Origin of the sequence: uncultured Sphingomonas sp. (assembly GCF_937859915.1) — a bacterium.
GTDB lineage: Bacteria > Pseudomonadota > Alphaproteobacteria > Sphingomonadales > Sphingomonadaceae > Solisphingomonas.
The window spans coordinates 1-16,923 of sequence record NZ_CALMAW010000006.1 but is presented as its reverse complement, the minus strand read 5'-3'; the positions used below and the strand labels follow the sequence as shown (position 1 = coordinate 16,923).

The 16,923-nt window shown below is 67.7% G+C and carries 14 protein-coding genes; 6 read left to right on the top strand and 8 right to left on the bottom strand.

Features of this window, described 5'->3' with window-relative positions:
• Positions 1-96: 96 nt before the first annotated feature.
• A complete protein-coding gene (locus Q0326_RS00685) occupies positions 97-546 on the top strand; it encodes a YaiI/YqxD family protein (RefSeq protein WP_298686032.1) in 450 nt (149 codons plus the stop codon).
• 24 nt (positions 547-570) lie between these two features.
• Here the strand turns inward: Q0326_RS00685 and Q0326_RS00680 are convergent, their stop codons facing one another.
• The 5 genes from Q0326_RS00680 to Q0326_RS00660 all read right to left on the bottom strand — a co-directional run bounded on the left by Q0326_RS00680 (position 571) and on the right by Q0326_RS00660 (position 5,987).
• Positions 571-1,941: an MATE family efflux transporter gene (locus tag Q0326_RS00680; protein WP_298686028.1), complete on the bottom strand. Its 1,371-nt coding sequence runs from the start codon at positions 1,939-1,941 to the stop codon at positions 571-573.
• A 63-nt stretch (positions 1,942-2,004) separates the two neighbouring features.
• Positions 2,005-3,210 carry an MFS transporter gene (locus Q0326_RS00675; RefSeq protein WP_298686026.1) on the bottom strand — a complete coding sequence of 402 codons (1,206 nt, stop codon included), beginning with the start codon at positions 3,208-3,210 and terminating at the stop codon, positions 2,005-2,007.
• 128 nt (positions 3,211-3,338) lie between these two features.
• Positions 3,339-4,646, bottom strand: coding sequence for a HAMP domain-containing sensor histidine kinase (locus Q0326_RS00670; RefSeq protein WP_298686030.1), 1,308 nt, complete (start codon positions 4,644-4,646; stop codon positions 3,339-3,341).
• A gap of 169 nt (positions 4,647-4,815) precedes the next feature.
• Positions 4,816-5,490, bottom strand: coding sequence for a response regulator transcription factor (locus Q0326_RS00665; RefSeq protein WP_298686024.1), 675 nt, complete (start codon positions 5,488-5,490; stop codon positions 4,816-4,818).
• A gap of 200 nt (positions 5,491-5,690) precedes the next feature.
• A complete protein-coding gene (locus Q0326_RS00660; RefSeq protein ID WP_298686022.1) occupies positions 5,691-5,987 on the bottom strand; it encodes a hypothetical protein in 297 nt (98 codons plus the stop codon).
• 136 nt (positions 5,988-6,123) lie between these two features.
• Between Q0326_RS00660 and Q0326_RS00655 the strand changes: the two genes are divergently transcribed.
• The 3 genes from Q0326_RS00655 to Q0326_RS00645 all read left to right on the top strand — a co-directional run bounded on the left by Q0326_RS00655 (position 6,124) and on the right by Q0326_RS00645 (position 9,192).
• Positions 6,124-7,908: an ATP-binding cassette domain-containing protein gene (locus Q0326_RS00655; protein ID WP_298686019.1), complete on the top strand. Its 1,785-nt coding sequence runs from the start codon at positions 6,124-6,126 to the stop codon at positions 7,906-7,908.
• A gap of 274 nt (positions 7,909-8,182) precedes the next feature.
• The gene (locus Q0326_RS00650; RefSeq protein WP_298686017.1) at positions 8,183-8,758 is read left to right on the top strand and encodes a hypothetical protein; all 576 of its coding nucleotides are present in this window, start codon (positions 8,183-8,185) and stop codon (positions 8,756-8,758) included.
• 104 nt (positions 8,759-8,862) lie between these two features.
• Positions 8,863-9,192: a PilZ domain-containing protein gene (locus Q0326_RS00645; protein ID WP_298686015.1), complete on the top strand. Its 330-nt coding sequence runs from the start codon at positions 8,863-8,865 to the stop codon at positions 9,190-9,192.
• 30 nt (positions 9,193-9,222) lie between these two features.
• Here Q0326_RS00645 and Q0326_RS00640 read toward each other — a convergent pair whose 3' ends face one another.
• On the bottom strand, positions 9,223-10,410 hold the full coding sequence (locus Q0326_RS00640; RefSeq protein WP_298686013.1) for a hypothetical protein: 1,188 nt from the start codon (positions 10,408-10,410) through the stop codon (positions 9,223-9,225).
• Between the two features lie 679 nt (positions 10,411-11,089).
• Here Q0326_RS00640 and Q0326_RS00635 point away from each other — a divergent pair.
• Together Q0326_RS00635 and katG are read left to right on the top strand one after the other, a co-directional pair.
• Positions 11,090-12,112 (top strand): FUSC family protein, encoded by a 1,023-nt coding sequence (locus Q0326_RS00635; protein ID WP_298686011.1) that lies wholly within the window; start codon positions 11,090-11,092, stop codon positions 12,110-12,112.
• A 146-nt stretch (positions 12,113-12,258) separates the two neighbouring features.
• Positions 12,259-14,481 (top strand): catalase/peroxidase HPI, encoded by a 2,223-nt coding sequence (gene katG, locus Q0326_RS00630; protein ID WP_298686008.1) that lies wholly within the window; start codon positions 12,259-12,261, stop codon positions 14,479-14,481.
• A 288-nt stretch (positions 14,482-14,769) separates the two neighbouring features.
• On the opposite strand, the gene Q0326_RS00625 is transcribed toward katG, so the two are convergent.
• Positions 14,770-16,161, bottom strand: coding sequence for an efflux transporter outer membrane subunit (locus Q0326_RS00625; RefSeq protein WP_298686006.1), 1,392 nt, complete (start codon positions 16,159-16,161; stop codon positions 14,770-14,772).
• On the bottom strand, positions 16,161-16,923 hold a 763-nt coding region (locus tag Q0326_RS00620), incomplete at its 5' end, for an efflux RND transporter permease subunit (protein WP_298686004.1). The genes Q0326_RS00620 and Q0326_RS00625, both read right to left, overlap by 1 nt.

Here is a 16,923-nt window from a genome sequence, read left to right as displayed (position 1 = left end):
GCCGGGTGGTGCGCCGCGTGGCAACGATCCGCGTTCGGGCGGCACGCCGCACGGCGTGCGGCCGACGGGCCCGCGCCGCTAGTCGTTCGAACGGCGATGGCACGCATTCTGGTCGACGGCGACGCCTGCCCGGTCAAGGAAGAGATCTACAGGGTCGCCTACCGGACGGACGTGCCGGTCACGATCGTCGCCAACTCGCATCTGCGCGTACCGCCGCACCCCCTGATCACGCGCGAGACGGTCAGCGACGGCTTCGACGCCGCCGATGATCGGATCGCCGAACTGGCGGGCGCCGATGCGGTGGTGGTCACCGCGGACATCCTGCTCGCCGATCGCTGCCTCAAGGCGGGCGCGACCGTGATCGCTCCGACCGGCAAGCCGTTCACGACAAGCTCGATCGGCGCGGCGATCGCGACCCGCGCGATCATGGCCGACCTGCGCGCCGGCGGCGACCAGATCGGCGGCGCGGCGCCGTTCGCCAAGACCGATCGTTCGCGCTTTCTACAGGCGCTGGATACGGCACTGGCGAAGCTGTTGCGCGGCTAGGCGTCTTGCTCCGCCTGACACGCGCTAGACCAGCCCCAGCGCTTCGCGCCAAACCCAGCGCGTGACCATCAGCACCGAGGCGGTCGCCAGCCCCGCGGCCAGCCCGATCCATATCCCTACCCCGCCCCAACCGAGCAGGAAACCGAAGATCAGCGCCGTACCGAGCCCGACGATCCAATAGCCGGCGCCGGCAAACACCATCGGCATCGCGGTGTCGTGCAGGCCGCGCAGCATTCCGGCCCCGACCGACTGCGCGCCATCGACCCACTGGAACAGCGCTGCCACCGTCAGGAAAGACACCGCGAGCGCGACGACATGCGCATTGGCGGGATCACGGACATCCACGAACAGCCCGACGAGCAGTCGCGGCGCGATCAGCATCAGCCCCGCCGGTACCGCCATGAACGCCATGGTGATCGCGAAGGCGGTCCAGCCCGCGCGCGAGATCCCCTGCCGGTCGCCACGCCCGAAGGCGAATCCGACACGCACCGTCGCCGCCTGCGCGAGCCCGAGCGGCACCATGAAGCAGAGCGACGCTATCTGGATCGCGACCGCGTGCGCGGCAAGTTCCGGGGCGCCGATCAGGCCCATCAGGAACACTGCGGCGTTGAAGATCGTGACTTCGAGCCCCAGCGTCACCGCGATCGGCAACCCCAGTCGCCAAATCTGCGCGAAACGCGGCCAGTCGGCACGCCAGAAGCGCCCGAACAGCTGATAGCGTCGGAACCGCCGATGGCGCATCACGACGATCGCCATGCCAACGAACATCAGCAGGTTGGAGCAGGCGCTGCCGATCCCCGCCCCCAGCAGCCCCAAAGACGGCAGGCCGAACCGGCCGAAGATCAGACTGTAGTTCAGAAGTGCGTTGAAAACGACTGCGGCAGCGCCGACGAGGAACGCCCAGCCGGGCCGCTCGAGCGCTGACACGAACGAGCGCAGCACGAAATAGCCCATCAGCGGCAGGACGCCGAACATCATCGGCCGCACCAGCTGCCCGGCATCATGGGCAAGGCCCGCGTCCTGGTGAAAGGCGAGCAGGATCGCCTCGGCGTGCCAGAGCAGCATCCACATCGGCAGCGACACCGCGAGTGCGGCCCACAGCGCCTGACGCACGGTGCGACGCACGTCGCGAACATTATGCGACCGCGCGCCGAGCGCACGCGCCATCATCGGCGCCGACGCGGTGACCAGGCCGACCCCGAACACCATGCAGGCGTTGAACAGATTGACCCCCAATGCGCCCGCAGCGAGGAAGCGCGGTCCCGCCCAGCCGAGCAGCACGACGTCGGTGGTCTGGATCAGCGCCTGCGCGAGATTGGTCAGCACCAGCGGATAGGCGAGCGCGATCGTCGCGCGCGTCTCCTCCCGCCACCAAGGCTTGTCGATAGTCTCCATCGTGCGTCGCGTGCGGGACGGTGGCGCCCTTGGCAAGGCTATCCTGATCCCTCGCGGCAAGCGCTAGACGCGCACTGCCACCCGCACCCGCCGGCGTGCATCGACGACGGCCGCGATCCACACGCCGAACCCGCCGATCGCCAGCGCGCAGCCCACCGGGCCGGTCGAGGTCCAGCCCAACCCGGCATCGATCGCTAGGCCGCCGAGAAATGGCCCCAGTGCATTGGCGGTGTTGAAGGCCGAATGGTTGAGCGCGGCGGCGAGTGCCTGTGCGTCCTCGGCAACGTCCATCAGCCGGGTCTGCAGCACCGTGCCGAGCGCGCCACCGACCCCGATGAAGAACACGTTTGCGATCATCCAGCCGAGATGCGGCGCCGCGAGGGGGTAAACGATCAGCATCGCCGCCGAGAACAGGAGCAACCCGCCCGCGGTCGGCATCAGCGCGCGGTCCGCGAACCAGGGTATGACGAGATTGCCCAGCGTCATCCCGATCCCGAACACCGCGAGCACGACCGGCACGACCGCAGGCGAGACATGAGTCACCGCGGTGAGCGTCGTCGCCAGATAGGTGTAGACCGAGAAAAGCCCACCGAAGCCGATCGCGCCGATCCCCAGCGTCAGCCATACCTGCCCACGCTTGAGCGCGCCGAGTTCGCGGAGCGGGCTGGCATCCTGCGCGGCGGCGTCGCGCGGAGCGAAGATGGCGAGCAGCGCCATCGTCAGGACGGCGAGTGCGGCGACGATCACGAAGCCCGATCGCCAGCCGATCGCCTGCCCTACCCAGCTCGCGACGGGGACACCGATGACGGTCGCGACAGTCAGCCCGAGCATCACCCGGCCGACCGCCATGGTGCGGCGATTGGGGGGCACCAGCGTCGTCGCGACCAGCGAGGCGAGGCCGAAATAGGCGCCGTGCGGCAGTCCGGACAGGAAGCGGAACAGCAGCAGCCAGTGATAGCTCGGCGAAAAGGCCGACAGCGCGTTGCCGGCGGCGAACACCGCCATCAGCGCGATCAGCTGCGTACGCCGCGCCATCTTCGCCCCAATCACCGCGATCAGCGGCGCGCCGATCACGACGCCCAGCGCATAGGCGCTGATCGCGTGGCCCGCGGTGGGTTCGTCTATCCCGAGACCGCGCGCAAAATACGGTAGCAGGCTCATCGATGCGAACTCGGTCGTCCCGATCGCGAAGCCGCCCATCGCCAGCGCGAACATCACAATTCCGGCGCCGTGGACGGTCTGGGTGGGCGCCTGTGCGGCTACGGTCATGGCGCGCGACTCATGTTGTTGCGTCGCAGCATGTATGACAGCGATGGAAATGCGCAAGACAGCTCGGCGACCAGCCTAGCTTCTCGCCTGACGAACGCCGGTCCGGCATCGCCCTGGTCCGATGCGTCCTAGACCGCGATCGGCAATCGCAACCGCACCAGCAGGCCGCCCAGATCCTCGCTCTCCTCCAGCGTCACCGACCCGCCATAGATTTCGGCGACGTCGCGCACGATCGCGAGGCCGAGACCGGTTCCGGGCTTGCCCGTATCGAGCCGCGCGCCGCGCTCGAAAATCTTTTCGCGCGCCGCCTCGGGGATGCCGCGGCCATCATCCTCGACCAGCACGTCGACCGCATTGTCCGCGCGAGCCACCGTCACGAACACGCGTCCCCCGCCATATTTGGCGGCATTCTCGATGAGATTGCCAAGCAACTCGTCGAGATCCTGACGCTCGACGCGCACCGCCAGCCCGCGCTCGCCGTCGAGATCGATCACCGCGTCGGGAAACAGCCGATCGACCGCATGGCTGACGGCATCGAGCGACGGCCAGACCTCCGACCGGCTCTGCGCCGACCCGCGGCGACCGACCGCGCGGGCGCGCGCGAGATGGTGATCGACCTGCCGCCGCATCGTCCGCGCCTCGCGCATCACCGTTGCGGGCAGCTCCGGTGATTGCGCGGTGACCTCGTTCATGATCACGGTCAGCGGCGTCTTGAGCGCATGGGCGAGGTTGCCGGCATGCGTCCGCGCTTCCTCGGCCTGCTTCTCATTGTGCTGGAGCAGATCGTTGAGCTCCTCGACCAGCGGCCGGATCTCGACCGGCAGCGCGACATCGACGCGCGAGAAACGGCCGGAGCGGACACCAGCGATTGCCAGCCGCACGCGGCGCAGCGGCCACAGGCCATAGATCGTTTGCAGCGCCGACATCAGGATGAGGCCGATGCCGAGGATTGCGAAACTGCGGATCATCGTCTTGCGGAGTACCCCGATCTGCGCGTCGAGATCGTCTCGGCTCGCCGCAACCTGGAAACGCCAGGTGACCTTCGACCCGGGAATCGTCACGTCGCGCTCGATCACGCGCAGCGGCTCATCCTTGAATTGCTTGCTGTCGTAGGACTGGATGTCGGGCGCCGGGTGGGCGAGGTCGACCGCAAGCGTCTGATCCCACAGCGAGCGTGACGGAAAGGGATCGTGCCCCTTGCCGGAGACCTGCCAATAGAGACCCGAATAGGGTTCGAGGAAGCGCTGGTCGGCAAGCGGACGATTGAAGCGCACCTCGCCATCGGGCCCGACCTCGGCCTGGACGATCATCGCGGTCAGCACATAATCGAGATTGGAGTCGAAATTGCGGGTGATCGCGCCGGTCAGCACGCGGTCGAGCGCGACCCCGCCGCCGGCGAGCAGCAGCAGGATCCACAGCGCCGCCATGCCGATCATGCGGCGGGTCAGCGATCCCGTCGTGCGCACGCCCGGCCCCCACTCCGCCCCCTTCGGCCGCAGAAAGAGCAGAATGCGCAGCGTGTTGACCGGGATCATCCACCAGCGATCGCGCGGCCGACCGGCCGCGCCAGCCCCGTCTTCGGCGATCACCGCGGCGGGTCCGGTCTCAGGCGGTCGCGGTGTCGGGCTCTTCAAGGCTGTAGCCCAGGCCCCGGATGGTGGTGATGATGTCGGTGCCGAGCTTCTTGCGGATGCGCGTGACGAACACCTCGATCGTATTCGAGTCGCGGTCGAAATCCTGGTCGTAAATATGCTCGATCAGCTCGGTGCGGCTGACCACCTTGCCCTTGTGATGCATCAGATAGGACAGCAGCTTATATTCCTGCGCGGTCAGCTTCACCGGCTCGCCGGCGCGCGTGACCTTGCCCGATCGCGTATCGAGACGGACGTCGCCGGCGATCAGTTCGGACGAGGCATTGCCCGCGGCGCGGCGGATCAGTGCGCGGAGCCGGGCGATGAGTTCCTCGGTCTGGAACGGCTTGGCGAGATAGTCGTCGGCGCCGGCATCGAGCCCCGCCACTTTGTCGGACCAGCTGTCGCGCGCGGTCAGCACGAGCACGGGCATGTCCTTGCCCTCTTTGCGCCAGCGGTCCAGCACGGTCAGACCATCGACCTCGGGAAGCCCCAGATCGAGGATGATCGCGTCGTAATTCTCGGTCGAACCCAGATAATGGCCATCCTCGCCATCGGTCGCGAGATCGATCGCATAACCCGCCCCCTCGAGCGTGGCGCGCAGCTGGCGGCCGAGCGTGGGTTCGTCCTCGACGACGAGAATGCGCATGGGGCAGGCCTTTCGGTGTGGTCGTCCGCCCTATGTGGCGTCGCGAACATGAACGGGCAAGCAACGATCGGGTTGCGGGGGCCGCACACCCCACCGTTCGCACTGAGCGCAGTCGAAGTGCGTGTTATCTGGCGCAGCGTCTGCAGCCCGTCCTTCGGCTTCGCTCAGGAAGAACGGTGGATAGGGCGCGGCGCGGGATCCTACCGCGGCGAGCGCCGCACCTCGCGCCCGGTCCGTCCGTCGACATCGATCCACGACACCGATCCGCGGCGCATGAACTTCAGCCGGTAGCTGCCCGAATATTCGTCATAGTCCGAACCCAGATAGTCGTACCCGGGCATGCCGTTACGCCACTGCTGCTGGATCGCCCGGAGCGGCGGCGCGCCCTCGCGGTGCATCTCGCGCGCGCGCGACTGGTCCGGCGAGCGATGCGGCCCGGCGGCAGCCGGCGCAAGGGCGGCCGCCATCGACAGGACAAACAGGGAGACGCGGATCATCGGCATAGCGCTGACATGGCGTGTGGGCGTTGAACAAGCCGTGAATGTTGCCGCCGGCGCGGTTTGGACCGGCGATGTGTCGCTCGCGCATCGCCTAGGGTTACATTTTGGGCACACATCGCCTAGCTCGCACGCCATGGCTGCACCTGTACTCTCCTATGAAGGCCTCGGCCTCGTCCAAGGCTCCGGCTGGCTCTTCCGCGGGCTCGACATCCACATTGGCCAGCGCGATCGGCTCGCGCTGATCGGCCGCAACGGCGCGGGCAAGACCACGCTGCTCAAGCTGATCGGCGGCAATATTGACGCCGACGAAGGCCGACGCACGATCGTGCCCGGAACGCGCGTCATCATCCTCGAGCAGGAGCCCGACCTGCGCGGGGTCGCGACGCTGCGCGACTATGTCATGGGCGGCGACGACGCGCCGGTCGATTACGAGGCCGACGCGATCGCCGACCAGCTCGGGATCAACCTCGACCGCGAGGCAGCCTCGGCTTCGGGCGGCGAGCGCCGCCGCGCCGCGATCGTCCGCGCGCTGGCGCAGGACCCCGACGTGCTGCTCCTCGACGAGCCGACCAACCATCTCGACATCGCCGCGATCGAATGGCTCGAAGACTGGCTCAAGCGCTTCCGCGGCGCCTTCGTCGTGATCAGCCACGATCGTACCTTCCTCACCCGCCTCACCAAGCAGACGCTGTGGCTCGACCGCGGCAATATCCGCCGCGCCGAGATCGGCTTCGGCGGCTTCGACGCCTGGACCGAGCAGGTCTATGCCGACGAGGCGCGCAACGCCGAAAAGCTCGACGCCAAGCTCAAGCTCGAGGAGCATTGGCTGCTGCGCGGCGTCACCGGCCGGCGCAAGCGCAACCAGGGGCGTCTCACCAAGCTCGTCGAGATGCGCGCCGAGCGCGCGTCGATGATGGGGCCGCAGGGCTCGGCCAATCTTGTCACCGGCACCGACGATGCGCGCTCGAAGATCGTCATCGACGCCAAGGGCATTTCCAAGCGCTTCGGCGAACGGACGATCATCGACAACCTCACGCTGCGCGTCGCGCGGCGAGACCGTATCGGCATCGTCGGCCGCAACGGCGCGGGCAAATCGACCTTGCTCAAGCTGCTGACCGGTGAGCTCGAACCCGACAGCGGCGCGATCCGCTTCGCCAAGACCCTGGATGCGGTGGTGATCGACCAGCAGCGCAGCCTGATGGCCCCCGAGAAGACGGTGCGCGAGGTCGTCACCGACGGCGGCGACTGGATCGACGTGCTGGGAGTCCGCAAACACCTGCACGGCTATCTGAAGGAGTTTCTGTTCGATCCCAACATGGCCGACGCCAAGATCGGTTCGCTCTCGGGCGGCGAGCGTTCGCGACTGCTGCTTGCGCGCGAATTCGCGCGCCCGTCCAACCTGCTGGTGCTCGACGAGCCGACCAACGATCTCGATCTCGAGACGCTCGACCTGCTGCAGGAGGTGATCGGCGACTATGACGGCACCGTGCTGATCGTCAGCCATGACCGCGACTTCCTCGACCGCACCGTGACGATCACGCTGGGGCTCGACGGCAGCGGCACGGTCGACGTCGTCGCGGGCGGCTATGAGGATTGGGAGCGCCAGCGCGCGCCGCGCGCGGCAACGGGCAAGCGCTCCGTGATCCGACCCGTGGTGGCGCCGCCCCCTCCCCCGCCGGTGCGCGTGAAACTGACCTACAAGGACCAGCGTGACCTCGACATGCTGCCGCAGGAGATCGAACGGCTCGAAGGCCAGATCGCCCGTGACGAGCAGACCCTCGCCGACCCCAATCTCTTCACGCGCGACCCCAAAAGCTTTGATGCGCTGATGAAGGCGATCGCCACCGCACGCGCGACCAAGGAGGCCGCAGAGGCACGCTGGCTGGCACTGGCAGAAATGGCGGAAGGGCAGGGCTGACCGCAGTCGCGCCGGTCCACCGTTATATCGACGCAGGGTTGGGATGCGAGATAATGAGACGCGATCCGTAGATCGGCAGACGTTGCTCGACTTGCCGGCTATGAGACCGGCGAACGCGGACGCCTCGACTTTGCAACACAATGAAATGTTTTGTAATTAACCTCCCGACTATATTCTTCGTGCGATCCTCTCTCGCGGTTCACTATCGGACCATCGAACGGGGGGAGCACACCCGATGACGTCGATCACATCGTCCATGTCCACGGGTCTATCGATGATGGACAGTCGGATCGATCGCGCTGCGGCCACGGGCACGGTCAGCGCGACCGATCAGACTGCGCTTGAGAGTGCGCTGGGCAACATCCAGAGCGAGTTGTCCGGCGCGTCGAGCGGAACGAGCACGTCGCCAAGCGACATGAAGGACAAGATCAATACGCTGATCCAGGGTCAGGTATCGGCGGGTACTTTGACCAGCGACCAGGCGTCCGAGCTTCAGGGCTTCTTCGCGCAGGGCACCCAGGGGGCCCATGGCCATCATGGCGGCGGCCATGGCGGCGGCGGTGCAATCGCCGCGCTGGTCGGGACCAGCGACAGCAGCGTGCCGCCGATCGCCACCACCAGCACCACTTCACTCGACGGGACCACCTCGTCCGATACGGACGACAGCGACGACGGCACGGCGACAGGCGTGTCGTCGACATCGAGCACGCAGGCGACCGAGCAGCAACAGCTCGATTCGCTGATCAGCTTCCTGCAGAACATGCGCTCGAGCATCAGCTCGGGCACCTACGGCAGTTCGACGACGGCATCCTCGTCGAACACGGGCGTGCTGCTCGATACCGCGGCCTAGCGCCACGCTACAACGGGCGGCGCACCATTCTGGTCGCGCCGCCCATCCGTAATACGGACATGCCGTTTACCCGGCCTTTGGACTCCATGGCTAGGCACGCAGTAATGGATACCGAACCAATGCAGCTGCCCTCCGATGGCGACGGCGCCGGAGCCAGGCGCATCGAGCTGCGCACACCGCTTCGCCTGCCGCTGATGCTGCATATCGACGGCCAGGATGCGATCGCGGGGACGCTGACCGAGGTCAGCCCGCGCGGATGCAGGATCGAGACCAGCGCCGCCGCGGAGATCGGCAACTACATCACGATCGTCATCGCGGACCACACGCTGATCGGCGGCCGCGTCACGTGGCGCGAGGGAGACATCCTCGGTCTCGATTTCCGCGGACCGCTATTGCCGAAGGCGATCGCACGGCTATGCGCACTGGGCTCCTGATCGGAATCATCGACCGCTGCTAAGAAGACGCTATCGGCGCAGCAGCGACCAGCCGGGCGGCAGATAGTCGGTCGACATGAAATAATAAAGCGAACAGGCGCCGTCCGGCCGATAGCTCCCGCCCTTGACCAGACCGAAGGCGACCTCGCCCAGAAAGACAGGGCCGCCGCTATCGCCGTGCGCGCAGTTCGGTCCGGCGACAGCCACCCAGGTCGCCGGGCACGGCCCCGCGCACAGATCGCCCGGGGGCGCATAATCGGGCGCGACGACCTCGGCACAGCTATAGCCGGACGTGATGCCCTGATGGCAGACGATGTCGCCCGCGCGAAGGCTGGTGCGGTTGCGCCAGGTCGACACGCTCCGCAGGCCCGCGCCCGCCTCGAACAGGGGTGGCATCGCGTCCGGACCGACGTGGATCTGGATGTCCTGATAGCGCGCACCCCAGGCGCCGACCATCGACAGGACCGTCCGCGTGCCATTCATAGCGATATCGGTGAGCTCGTCGGGGCAGTGCGCGGCGGTCGTGATCCCGGTCCGCGGGCCGTCGGCGACAACAAAACCCGACGTGCACCGGTACCGCCGGTGCGCCTGGTGATCGACGTTCTCGAGCGGCTGGCCGCCTACGACCGCGAAATTGGCGTCGCGGCCAGGAACGATGGCGTGCGTGGGGACCCCGGCGATGGCCGCGACCTGCGCCTCGATCGCCGGCAACCCGATGTGATCGACATCGTCGGTGCCGACCGCCACCAGCAGCCGGCCGGTGCGCGGATCGACGCCCAGCCCCGGCGGGTCGATCAAGGACTGGCGGATTTCGGCCTGGTGCGCCTCGATCGCGGCAAGGATCCGCGCGCGCGACGCCGGCGCACCGGTCCGGAAGACGATCGACACGTCCATGCCCCCGACCGACAGCGTGCGCTCCGGCTCTGGCGCGTCGCCGGTCAGCAGCACCACGATCCGGTAGATCGGTCGGTGCTCGATCGTGATCCCGGCGAGCCGATCTTCATAGAGCCTCGCGATCGCGTCGGTCTCGCTGACGCTGCCCTCCTGCGCACGCAGCCGTGTCATCGCCGTCTGCAGCGTCACGCCGTACGTGGCGGCGTAGGCGGTCGCGTCATCGGCGAGCGCGTCGGCCGGACTGCGTATGATCGACAGATCCGGCGGTGCCGGGAACAGCGTGACGATCGGCGGCGCAGCCGGCGCGGGAGCCGCGATGGCCAAGGCCGCGACGCACCCTACGATCCGTTGGGATCTCACGTGGCGGGTACTGACGCTGCGAGCAGGCGATGACCGCCTCCGCGCGGTCCGGTGCGACGTGTAGGGTCGGGGCACCGGGCAAGTCGTGATCGCATCGCCAGTGCGATAGCATAGCGCCGGTCGGATCGCGGTAGCCATTGCGACGGATCAGATGACAGCCCGATCGCTGTATGGGCCCACCGACGGCCCAACGCTGCATCGCGGCATTCACGGCCGCATCGAATACAACCACGCCATCCGATTGGGCTGGATTTATGGCGTTGCGGCCGCTCGATGTCCGAGACTAGGGGACATTTGCAGGAAAGCGGTGCGGTCGCGAATGCCGGCCCGCGGGCGGTCGGACCACCCGGCATCGACCGACGGACAGCGCAAGCTATACCAAATGACAAGTGGAATTGCAGAAAAGGCACTTGCCTGATCCTGTTCGCAGATGCACAACAAACACGCCTTTCAGGCATCCTCTCCTAAACCTCCAGGCCGTCCTTCGGGGCGGTCTTTTTTTATGGCGACGTCTCGGGGGAGACGATGACCCGGCTGCCACCCGCCGGCAGCGCGGTCGTCCCGCCGGATTCTTCTACCGGAACCGTCAACCGACGCGGCCATTGTCGACGAGTAGTCGGGGGATATGGGTGGCAGCCAAATGGTGAGTAAGGGCGACCGATATCGTCGCCACCTCCAACCCTTCCATTGGCGCGAGGCAGCGCTGTGCGTGCCGGCGATGCCGCTGATGATCCTGTGCGGCGTTCTGTCCGGCTATCCGACGCGGGGGGTAATCGCGGCCGGTGCGGCGTTCGCGGTCGGCTTCGGCGCGGCGCGGGAACTCGGCGGCCGCCGCTGGGGCGCGATGCTGCTGGCGATGGCCGGAATGAGCGTCGCGGCCGTGACCGGTACGCTGCTCGGCCAGGACAGCATCGCCTTCGTCGGCATCGCAGCGGCGCTGGCCGCCGCCTGCGCCGCCCTCGCCCTGCACGACGAGGATATGTGGTGGGCCTTCCTGCAGGTGGTGATCATCTTCTTCGTGGCCGGCTATTATCCGGGCAACGTCCATGCAGCGTTCGTCCGGGGTGCGATGACGCTAACGGGCGGCGCGGCGCAGATCGCCATCGTCGTCCTGCTCGCCCGGCTCTTCCCCCGCGCCGGCATGGTCACGATATCGCCGGTCCGCCCGGCGCGCGGCGGGCGCGCGTTGCTGATCGCGCACATGACGCGCGCGGCGGCGGCGGTTGCGGCCTGCCTGCTGCTCATCGCGCCGCTTGGCCTTGCCAATGGCTATTGGGCGCCGATGACCGCGCTGATCGTGCTCAAGCCGCGGCTGAGCGAGACGCGCGCCCGCGGGATCGCGCGCGTCGGCGGCACGATCGGCGGATGCGCCCTCGCGACGCTGTTCGCTGCGGCGTGCCGCGACACCACGCCGCTGCTACTGCTCGGCGTCACCATGGCCGCGGGGGCGGCGTTCGCGCTGCAGAAAGCGCATTATGCCAGCCTCACCGCATCGATCACCGCCACGATCGTGCTTCTAACCTCGCTCGGCCAGGCGAGCGCGGTCGGTAACGCCGAGCATCGGATAGCGGCGACGCTGCTTGGCGGCGCGCTGGCCTTGCTCGCCGCAATCCTGGTGCCGCATCAACTTCCGCGTGCCCGAAATCGAGAAGATCGGGTGGGTTGATGATCCTTGACGCGTTCCCTCGATCACTCTGATCCGAACAATCGTCTTTACAGGTACCGTCGTTTTGCAGTGTTTGCTGCCCGTAGAGGGTGTCCGGCGCCGTCGGCTTGGCGATCGATCGGACCCAAATGGGAAAGGAACGCATCATGGCTTCTCAGGTCGAAGAGCAATCCGCCTCCGGCGAATGCCCGGTCGCGCATGGCGGCGGCGGTAGCGGCGGCCCCGGCAAGCGTGGCGGTGGTCGCGGTCATAGCAATCGCGACTGGTGGCCCGAGGGCCTGCGCCTCGAATCGCTGACCCAGCACGATCCCCGCGCCAACCCGTTGGGCGGCGCGTTCGATTACGCCGCCGCATTCAAGACGCTCGATCTCGACGCCGTGATCGCCGACCTGCACGCGCTGATGACCGACTCGCAGGACTGGTGGCCCGCCGACTTCGGCCATTATGGCGGTCTGTTCATCCGTCTCGCCTGGCATAGCGCAGGCACCTATCGCACCACCGACGGGCGCGGCGGTGCCGGCGGCGGGCAGCAGCGCTTCGCCCCGCTCAACAGCTGGCCCGACAATGCCAGCCTCGACAAGGCGCGCCGCCTGCTCTGGCCGATCAAGCAGAAATACGGCAGCAAGATCTCCTGGGCGGATCTGTTCGTGCTCGTCGGCAACGTCGCGCTCGAGTCGATGGGATTCGAGACCTTCGGCTTCGCCGGCGGCCGCGCCGACACCTGGGAGCCCGAGGAACTCTATTGGGGCCCCGAGGGCAGCTGGCTCGGCAGCGAGCGTTACAGCGGCGAGCGCCAGCTCCATTCCGCGCTCGGCGCGGTCCAGATGGGCCTCATCTACGTCAATCCCGAGGGCCCCGACAGCAAGCCCGATCCGCAGGGCTCGGCGCATGACATCCGCTCGACCTTCGCGCGCATGGCGATGAACGACGAGGAGACCGTCGCGCTGATCGCCGGCGGCCACACCTTCGGCAAGACCCACGGCGCGGGCGATCCCTCCTTCCTGGGGCCTGAGCCCGAGGGCGGCGTGATCGAGGACCAGGGGCTCGGCTGGCGCAGCAAGTTCGAGACCGGCGTCGGCGCCCACGCGATCACCTCGGGGCTTGAGGTCACCTGGAGCCAGACCCCGACGAAGTGGAGCAACCACTATTTCGACAATCTGTTCAAGTTCGAATGGGAGCTGACCAAGAGCCCGGCCGGCGCCTTCCAGTGGGAAGCCAAGGAGGCCGAAGCGTCGATTCCCGGCGCGCATGATCCCGAGAAAAAGCAGCGTCCGCGCATGCTGACCTCGGATCTGGCGCTCAAGGTCGACCCGGAATATGCGAAGATTTCGCGGCGCTTCTACGAGAATCCGGACCAGTTCGCCGACGCCTTCGCCCGCGCCTGGTTCAAGCTCACGCACCGCGACATGGGTCCGATCGAACGCTATCTGGGGCCGCTCGTGCCCAAGGAGCCGCTGATCTGGCAGGATCGCGTGCCCGCGCTCGACCATGCGCTGATCGACGCGAACGACATCGCGGCGCTCAAGGACAAGATCCACGGATCGGGTCTGTCGGTCTCGCAACTGGTCGGTGCGGCCTGGGCCTCGGCCTCGACCTATCGCGGATCGGACAAGCGTGGCGGCTCGAACGGTGGCCGCGTCCGGCTCGCCCCGCAGAAGGATTGGGAGGTCAACAACCCAGCCAAGCTCGCGCAGGTCCTCTCGACGCTCGAGACGATCCAGGCCGACTTCAACGGCGCGGCGACCGGCGGCAAGAAGGTGTCGATCGCCGACCTGATCGTGCTCGGTGGCTGTGCGGCGGTCGAGAAGGCGGCGAAGGATGCCGGCTCGGACGTCACCGTGCCGTTCACCCCCGGCCGTACCGATGCGACCGCTGAGCAGACCGACGTCGAATCCTTTGCGGTGCTGGAGCCGACGGCGGACGGCTTCCGCAACTACCGTCGCGGCGAGCAGTTCATGGCGCCCGAGGAAGCACTCGTCGACCGCGCCCAGCTGCTCCGGCTGACCGGCCCTGAGCTGACCGTGCTGGTCGGCGGGCTGCGCGTGCTCGGCGCCAATGCCAAGGGCGTCGAGGAGGGCGTGTTCACCGATCGGGTGGGGGTGCTGACCACCGACTTCTTCGTCAACCTGCTCGACATGAAGACGGAATGGGAGACGACCGACTCCGACAACCGCTTCCAGGGCCGCGACCGCCGCACCAAGGAGCCGACCCGGACCGCGACGCGCGTCGACCTGATCTTCGGTTCGCATTCGGAGCTGCGCGCGCTGGCGGAAGTCTATGCCTCATCGGACTCGCAGCCGAAGTTCGTGGCCGACTTCGTGGCGGCCTGGGACAAGGTAATGAACGCCGGACGGATGGACCTGAACTGAGATGCGGCCTCCCCTCCCTCATCGAGGGAGGGGAGGTGGCGCCCGCGAAGCCAAGTTGAAGGCGACGCGGCGACGTGACGCCTTCACCCCATCGTGACCCTGACCGTCGTCCCGGCGGACGCCGGGACCCATGGTTGCGGCGCGCCCGGGGCGTGATGTGAGCCGGATGGCGCAACGCCGCGCCCGGGACACGGGCGCCTTGCCGTCTACGGATCCCGGCTTTCGCCGGGATGACCGGAGAAGGAGAGCGCTGGCACGGTCCTCCCCCGAAGCGAGCGCTTGCGCCCCTCAAACGCCGCTGTCGGAACCGATATATTGGTAGAGGCTGATCCGGTTCTGGATGTCGGAGAGGATCGTCGAGACCTGCGTCTGCCGCGCCGCATAGAGGGTGCGCTCGGCGGTCAGCGCGTCGAGAAAGGTGTCGGTGCCCGCCTGATATTGCGCGGTCGACAGCCGGTAGCTCTGGCCGGCGGCGTCGACCAGCCGCTGCTGTGCGGCGCGCTGGCGGTTGATCGTGCCGCGCCGGGCGAGACCGTCGGCAACCTCGCGGAAGGCGGTCTGCACGGTATAATCATATTGCGCGGCATAATAGTCGCGCTGCGCCCGGGCATATTCGAGATTGCCGCGATTGGTGCCGCCGAGGATCGGTAGCGACGCCTGCGGTGCCGCGGTGAAGGCGAGCGCGCCGCCGGTGAACAGCGAGCTCAACGCCGTGCTGGCGACGCCGATCGCCGAGGTCAACGTGATCGTCGGGAAGAAGGCGGCGCGCGCCGCGCCGATCGTCGCGGTCTGCGCCTTCACCAGATGCTCGGCCTCGAGCACGTCGGGGCGCTGGAGCAGCACCGTCGAGGACAGGCCGGCGGGGACGTTGGCGATCGTGCCGTCGAGCTCGGCGAGCGACATGGGGATCAGCGCATCGTCGATCGGCGCGCCGACCATCAGCTGCAGCGCATTGCGGTCCTGCGCGACTTGCGTCGTCTCCTGTTCGATGTCGGATTGCGCCTGCGCGACGACGGTGATCGCGTCCTGCATGTCGACCGCGCTGTCGAGTCCGGCGTTGAACAGCGAGCGCGTCAGCTCGAGCGTGCGGTTGCCCGTCGCCAGCGTGTCGCGCGCGATGCGCAGCAGATCCTGGTCCGCGGCGAGCGTCGCGTAGGCGGTCGCGGTCTCGGCGATCAGCGTCAGCCGGGTCGAGCGCGTCCCCGCCTCGGTCGAGAGATATTGCTCGAACGCGGCGCGGCTGAGATTCTTGAGCCGGCCGAACAGGTCGATCTCGAAGCTGCTGATCCCGACATTGGCGTCATAGCTGTTCGACGAGTTGCGGGCGCTGGTGATCCCGCGGTCGATCGTCGCGCCGGCATCGCCGGTCAGCGTCGGCAGCTGCGCCGAGCGCGTGACATGATATTGCGCGCGCGCGGAGGCGACGTTGGCGACCGCGGCGCGCAGGTCGCGATTGTTGGCGAGCGCCTGCTCGATCAGCGTCACCAGCTTGGGATCGCTGATCATCGTCCGCCATGGCAGCCCGCCCGGCTGCTCGGCGGCTTGCGGCGCGGACGGCGCATAGGCGGCGCCGGTCGGCCACTGCGTGGGCGCGGCCGACGCCGGGCGGGCGTAATGCGGCGCCAGGTCGCAGCCCGAGAGCAGCGCGACGAGCGTCAGCGCGGAGGTCGTACGACGCATCAGGCAGGCTCCGGCGTCGGGTTGGTGTCGGGCGCGGGCTGCTTCGGCTTGGCGTCGCCGTGGAACAGCTGGGTGACCAGCGCGAAGAACATCGGCACAAAGAAGATCGCCAGCGCCGTCGCCGACAGCATGCCGCCGACCACCGCGGTGCCGATCGCGATCCGGCTCTGCGCGCCCGCGCCGCTGGCGATGGCAAGCGGGAATACGCCGGCGATGAACGCGATCGAGGTCATCAGGATCGGCCGCAGCCGGAGCCTGGCCGCCTCATAGGCCGCATCGATGGCGCTCTTGCCGCCCTGCCGCGCAGCCTCGGCGAACTCGACAATCAAGATCGCGTTCTTGGCGGCGAGCCCCATGGTGGTGAGCAGCCCGACCTGGAAATAGATGTTGTTCTCGAGCCCGCGCAACGTGACGGCAAGCACCGCGCCGACCAGCCCGAGCGGGATCACCAGCAGCACCGCGAACGGGATCGACCAGCTCTCGTAGAGCGCCGCCAGACACAGGAAGACGACGAGGATCGACACGCCGTAGAGCACCGGCCCCTGCCCGCTCGAGATATTCTCCTGATACGACAGGCCGCTCCACGCAAAGGACGTGCCCGGCGCGAGTGTCTTCTGGAGCTGGACGATCTTTTGCATCGCCTGCCCCGAACTCAGCCCCGGCGCCGAGCCGCCGTCGATCTCGTAGGACGAGCGGCCGTTGAAGCGCGTCAGGCTGGTCGGACCCTTGGTCCAGCTCGTCGTCGCAAAGGCCGAGAAGGGC

What these genes read in the sequence shown, in the direction of transcription:
- Q0326_RS00665 (WP_298686024.1), bottom strand. Translation starts at nt 5,490, where the DNA reads ATGCGCATTCTCGTCGTCGAGGACGAACCCACGCTCGGCCGCCAGCTG.
- Q0326_RS00645 (WP_298686015.1), top strand. Translation starts at nt 8,863, where the DNA reads ATGGATACCGAACCAATGCAGCTGCCCTCCGATGGCGACGGCGCCGGA.
- Q0326_RS00650 (WP_298686017.1), top strand. Translation starts at nt 8,183, where the DNA reads ATGATGGACAGTCGGATCGATCGCGCTGCGGCCACGGGCACGGTCAGC.
- Q0326_RS00625 (WP_298686006.1), bottom strand. Translation starts at nt 16,161, where the DNA reads ATGCGTCGTACGACCTCCGCGCTGACGCTCGTCGCGCTGCTCTCGGGC.
- Q0326_RS00655 (WP_298686019.1), top strand. Translation starts at nt 6,124, where the DNA reads ATGGCTGCACCTGTACTCTCCTATGAAGGCCTCGGCCTCGTCCAAGGC.
- Q0326_RS00660 (WP_298686022.1), bottom strand. Translation starts at nt 5,987, where the DNA reads ATGATCCGCGTCTCCCTGTTTGTCCTGTCGATGGCGGCCGCCCTTGCG.
- Q0326_RS00675 (WP_298686026.1), bottom strand. Translation starts at nt 3,210, where the DNA reads ATGACCGTAGCCGCACAGGCGCCCACCCAGACCGTCCACGGCGCCGGA.
- Q0326_RS00670 (WP_298686030.1), bottom strand. Translation starts at nt 4,646, where the DNA reads ATGATCGGCATGGCGGCGCTGTGGATCCTGCTGCTGCTCGCCGGCGGC.
- Q0326_RS00685 (WP_298686032.1), top strand. Translation starts at nt 97, where the DNA reads ATGGCACGCATTCTGGTCGACGGCGACGCCTGCCCGGTCAAGGAAGAG.
- Q0326_RS00680 (WP_298686028.1), bottom strand. Translation starts at nt 1,941, where the DNA reads ATGGAGACTATCGACAAGCCTTGGTGGCGGGAGGAGACGCGCGCGACG.
- katG (WP_298686008.1), top strand. Translation starts at nt 12,259, where the DNA reads ATGGCTTCTCAGGTCGAAGAGCAATCCGCCTCCGGCGAATGCCCGGTC.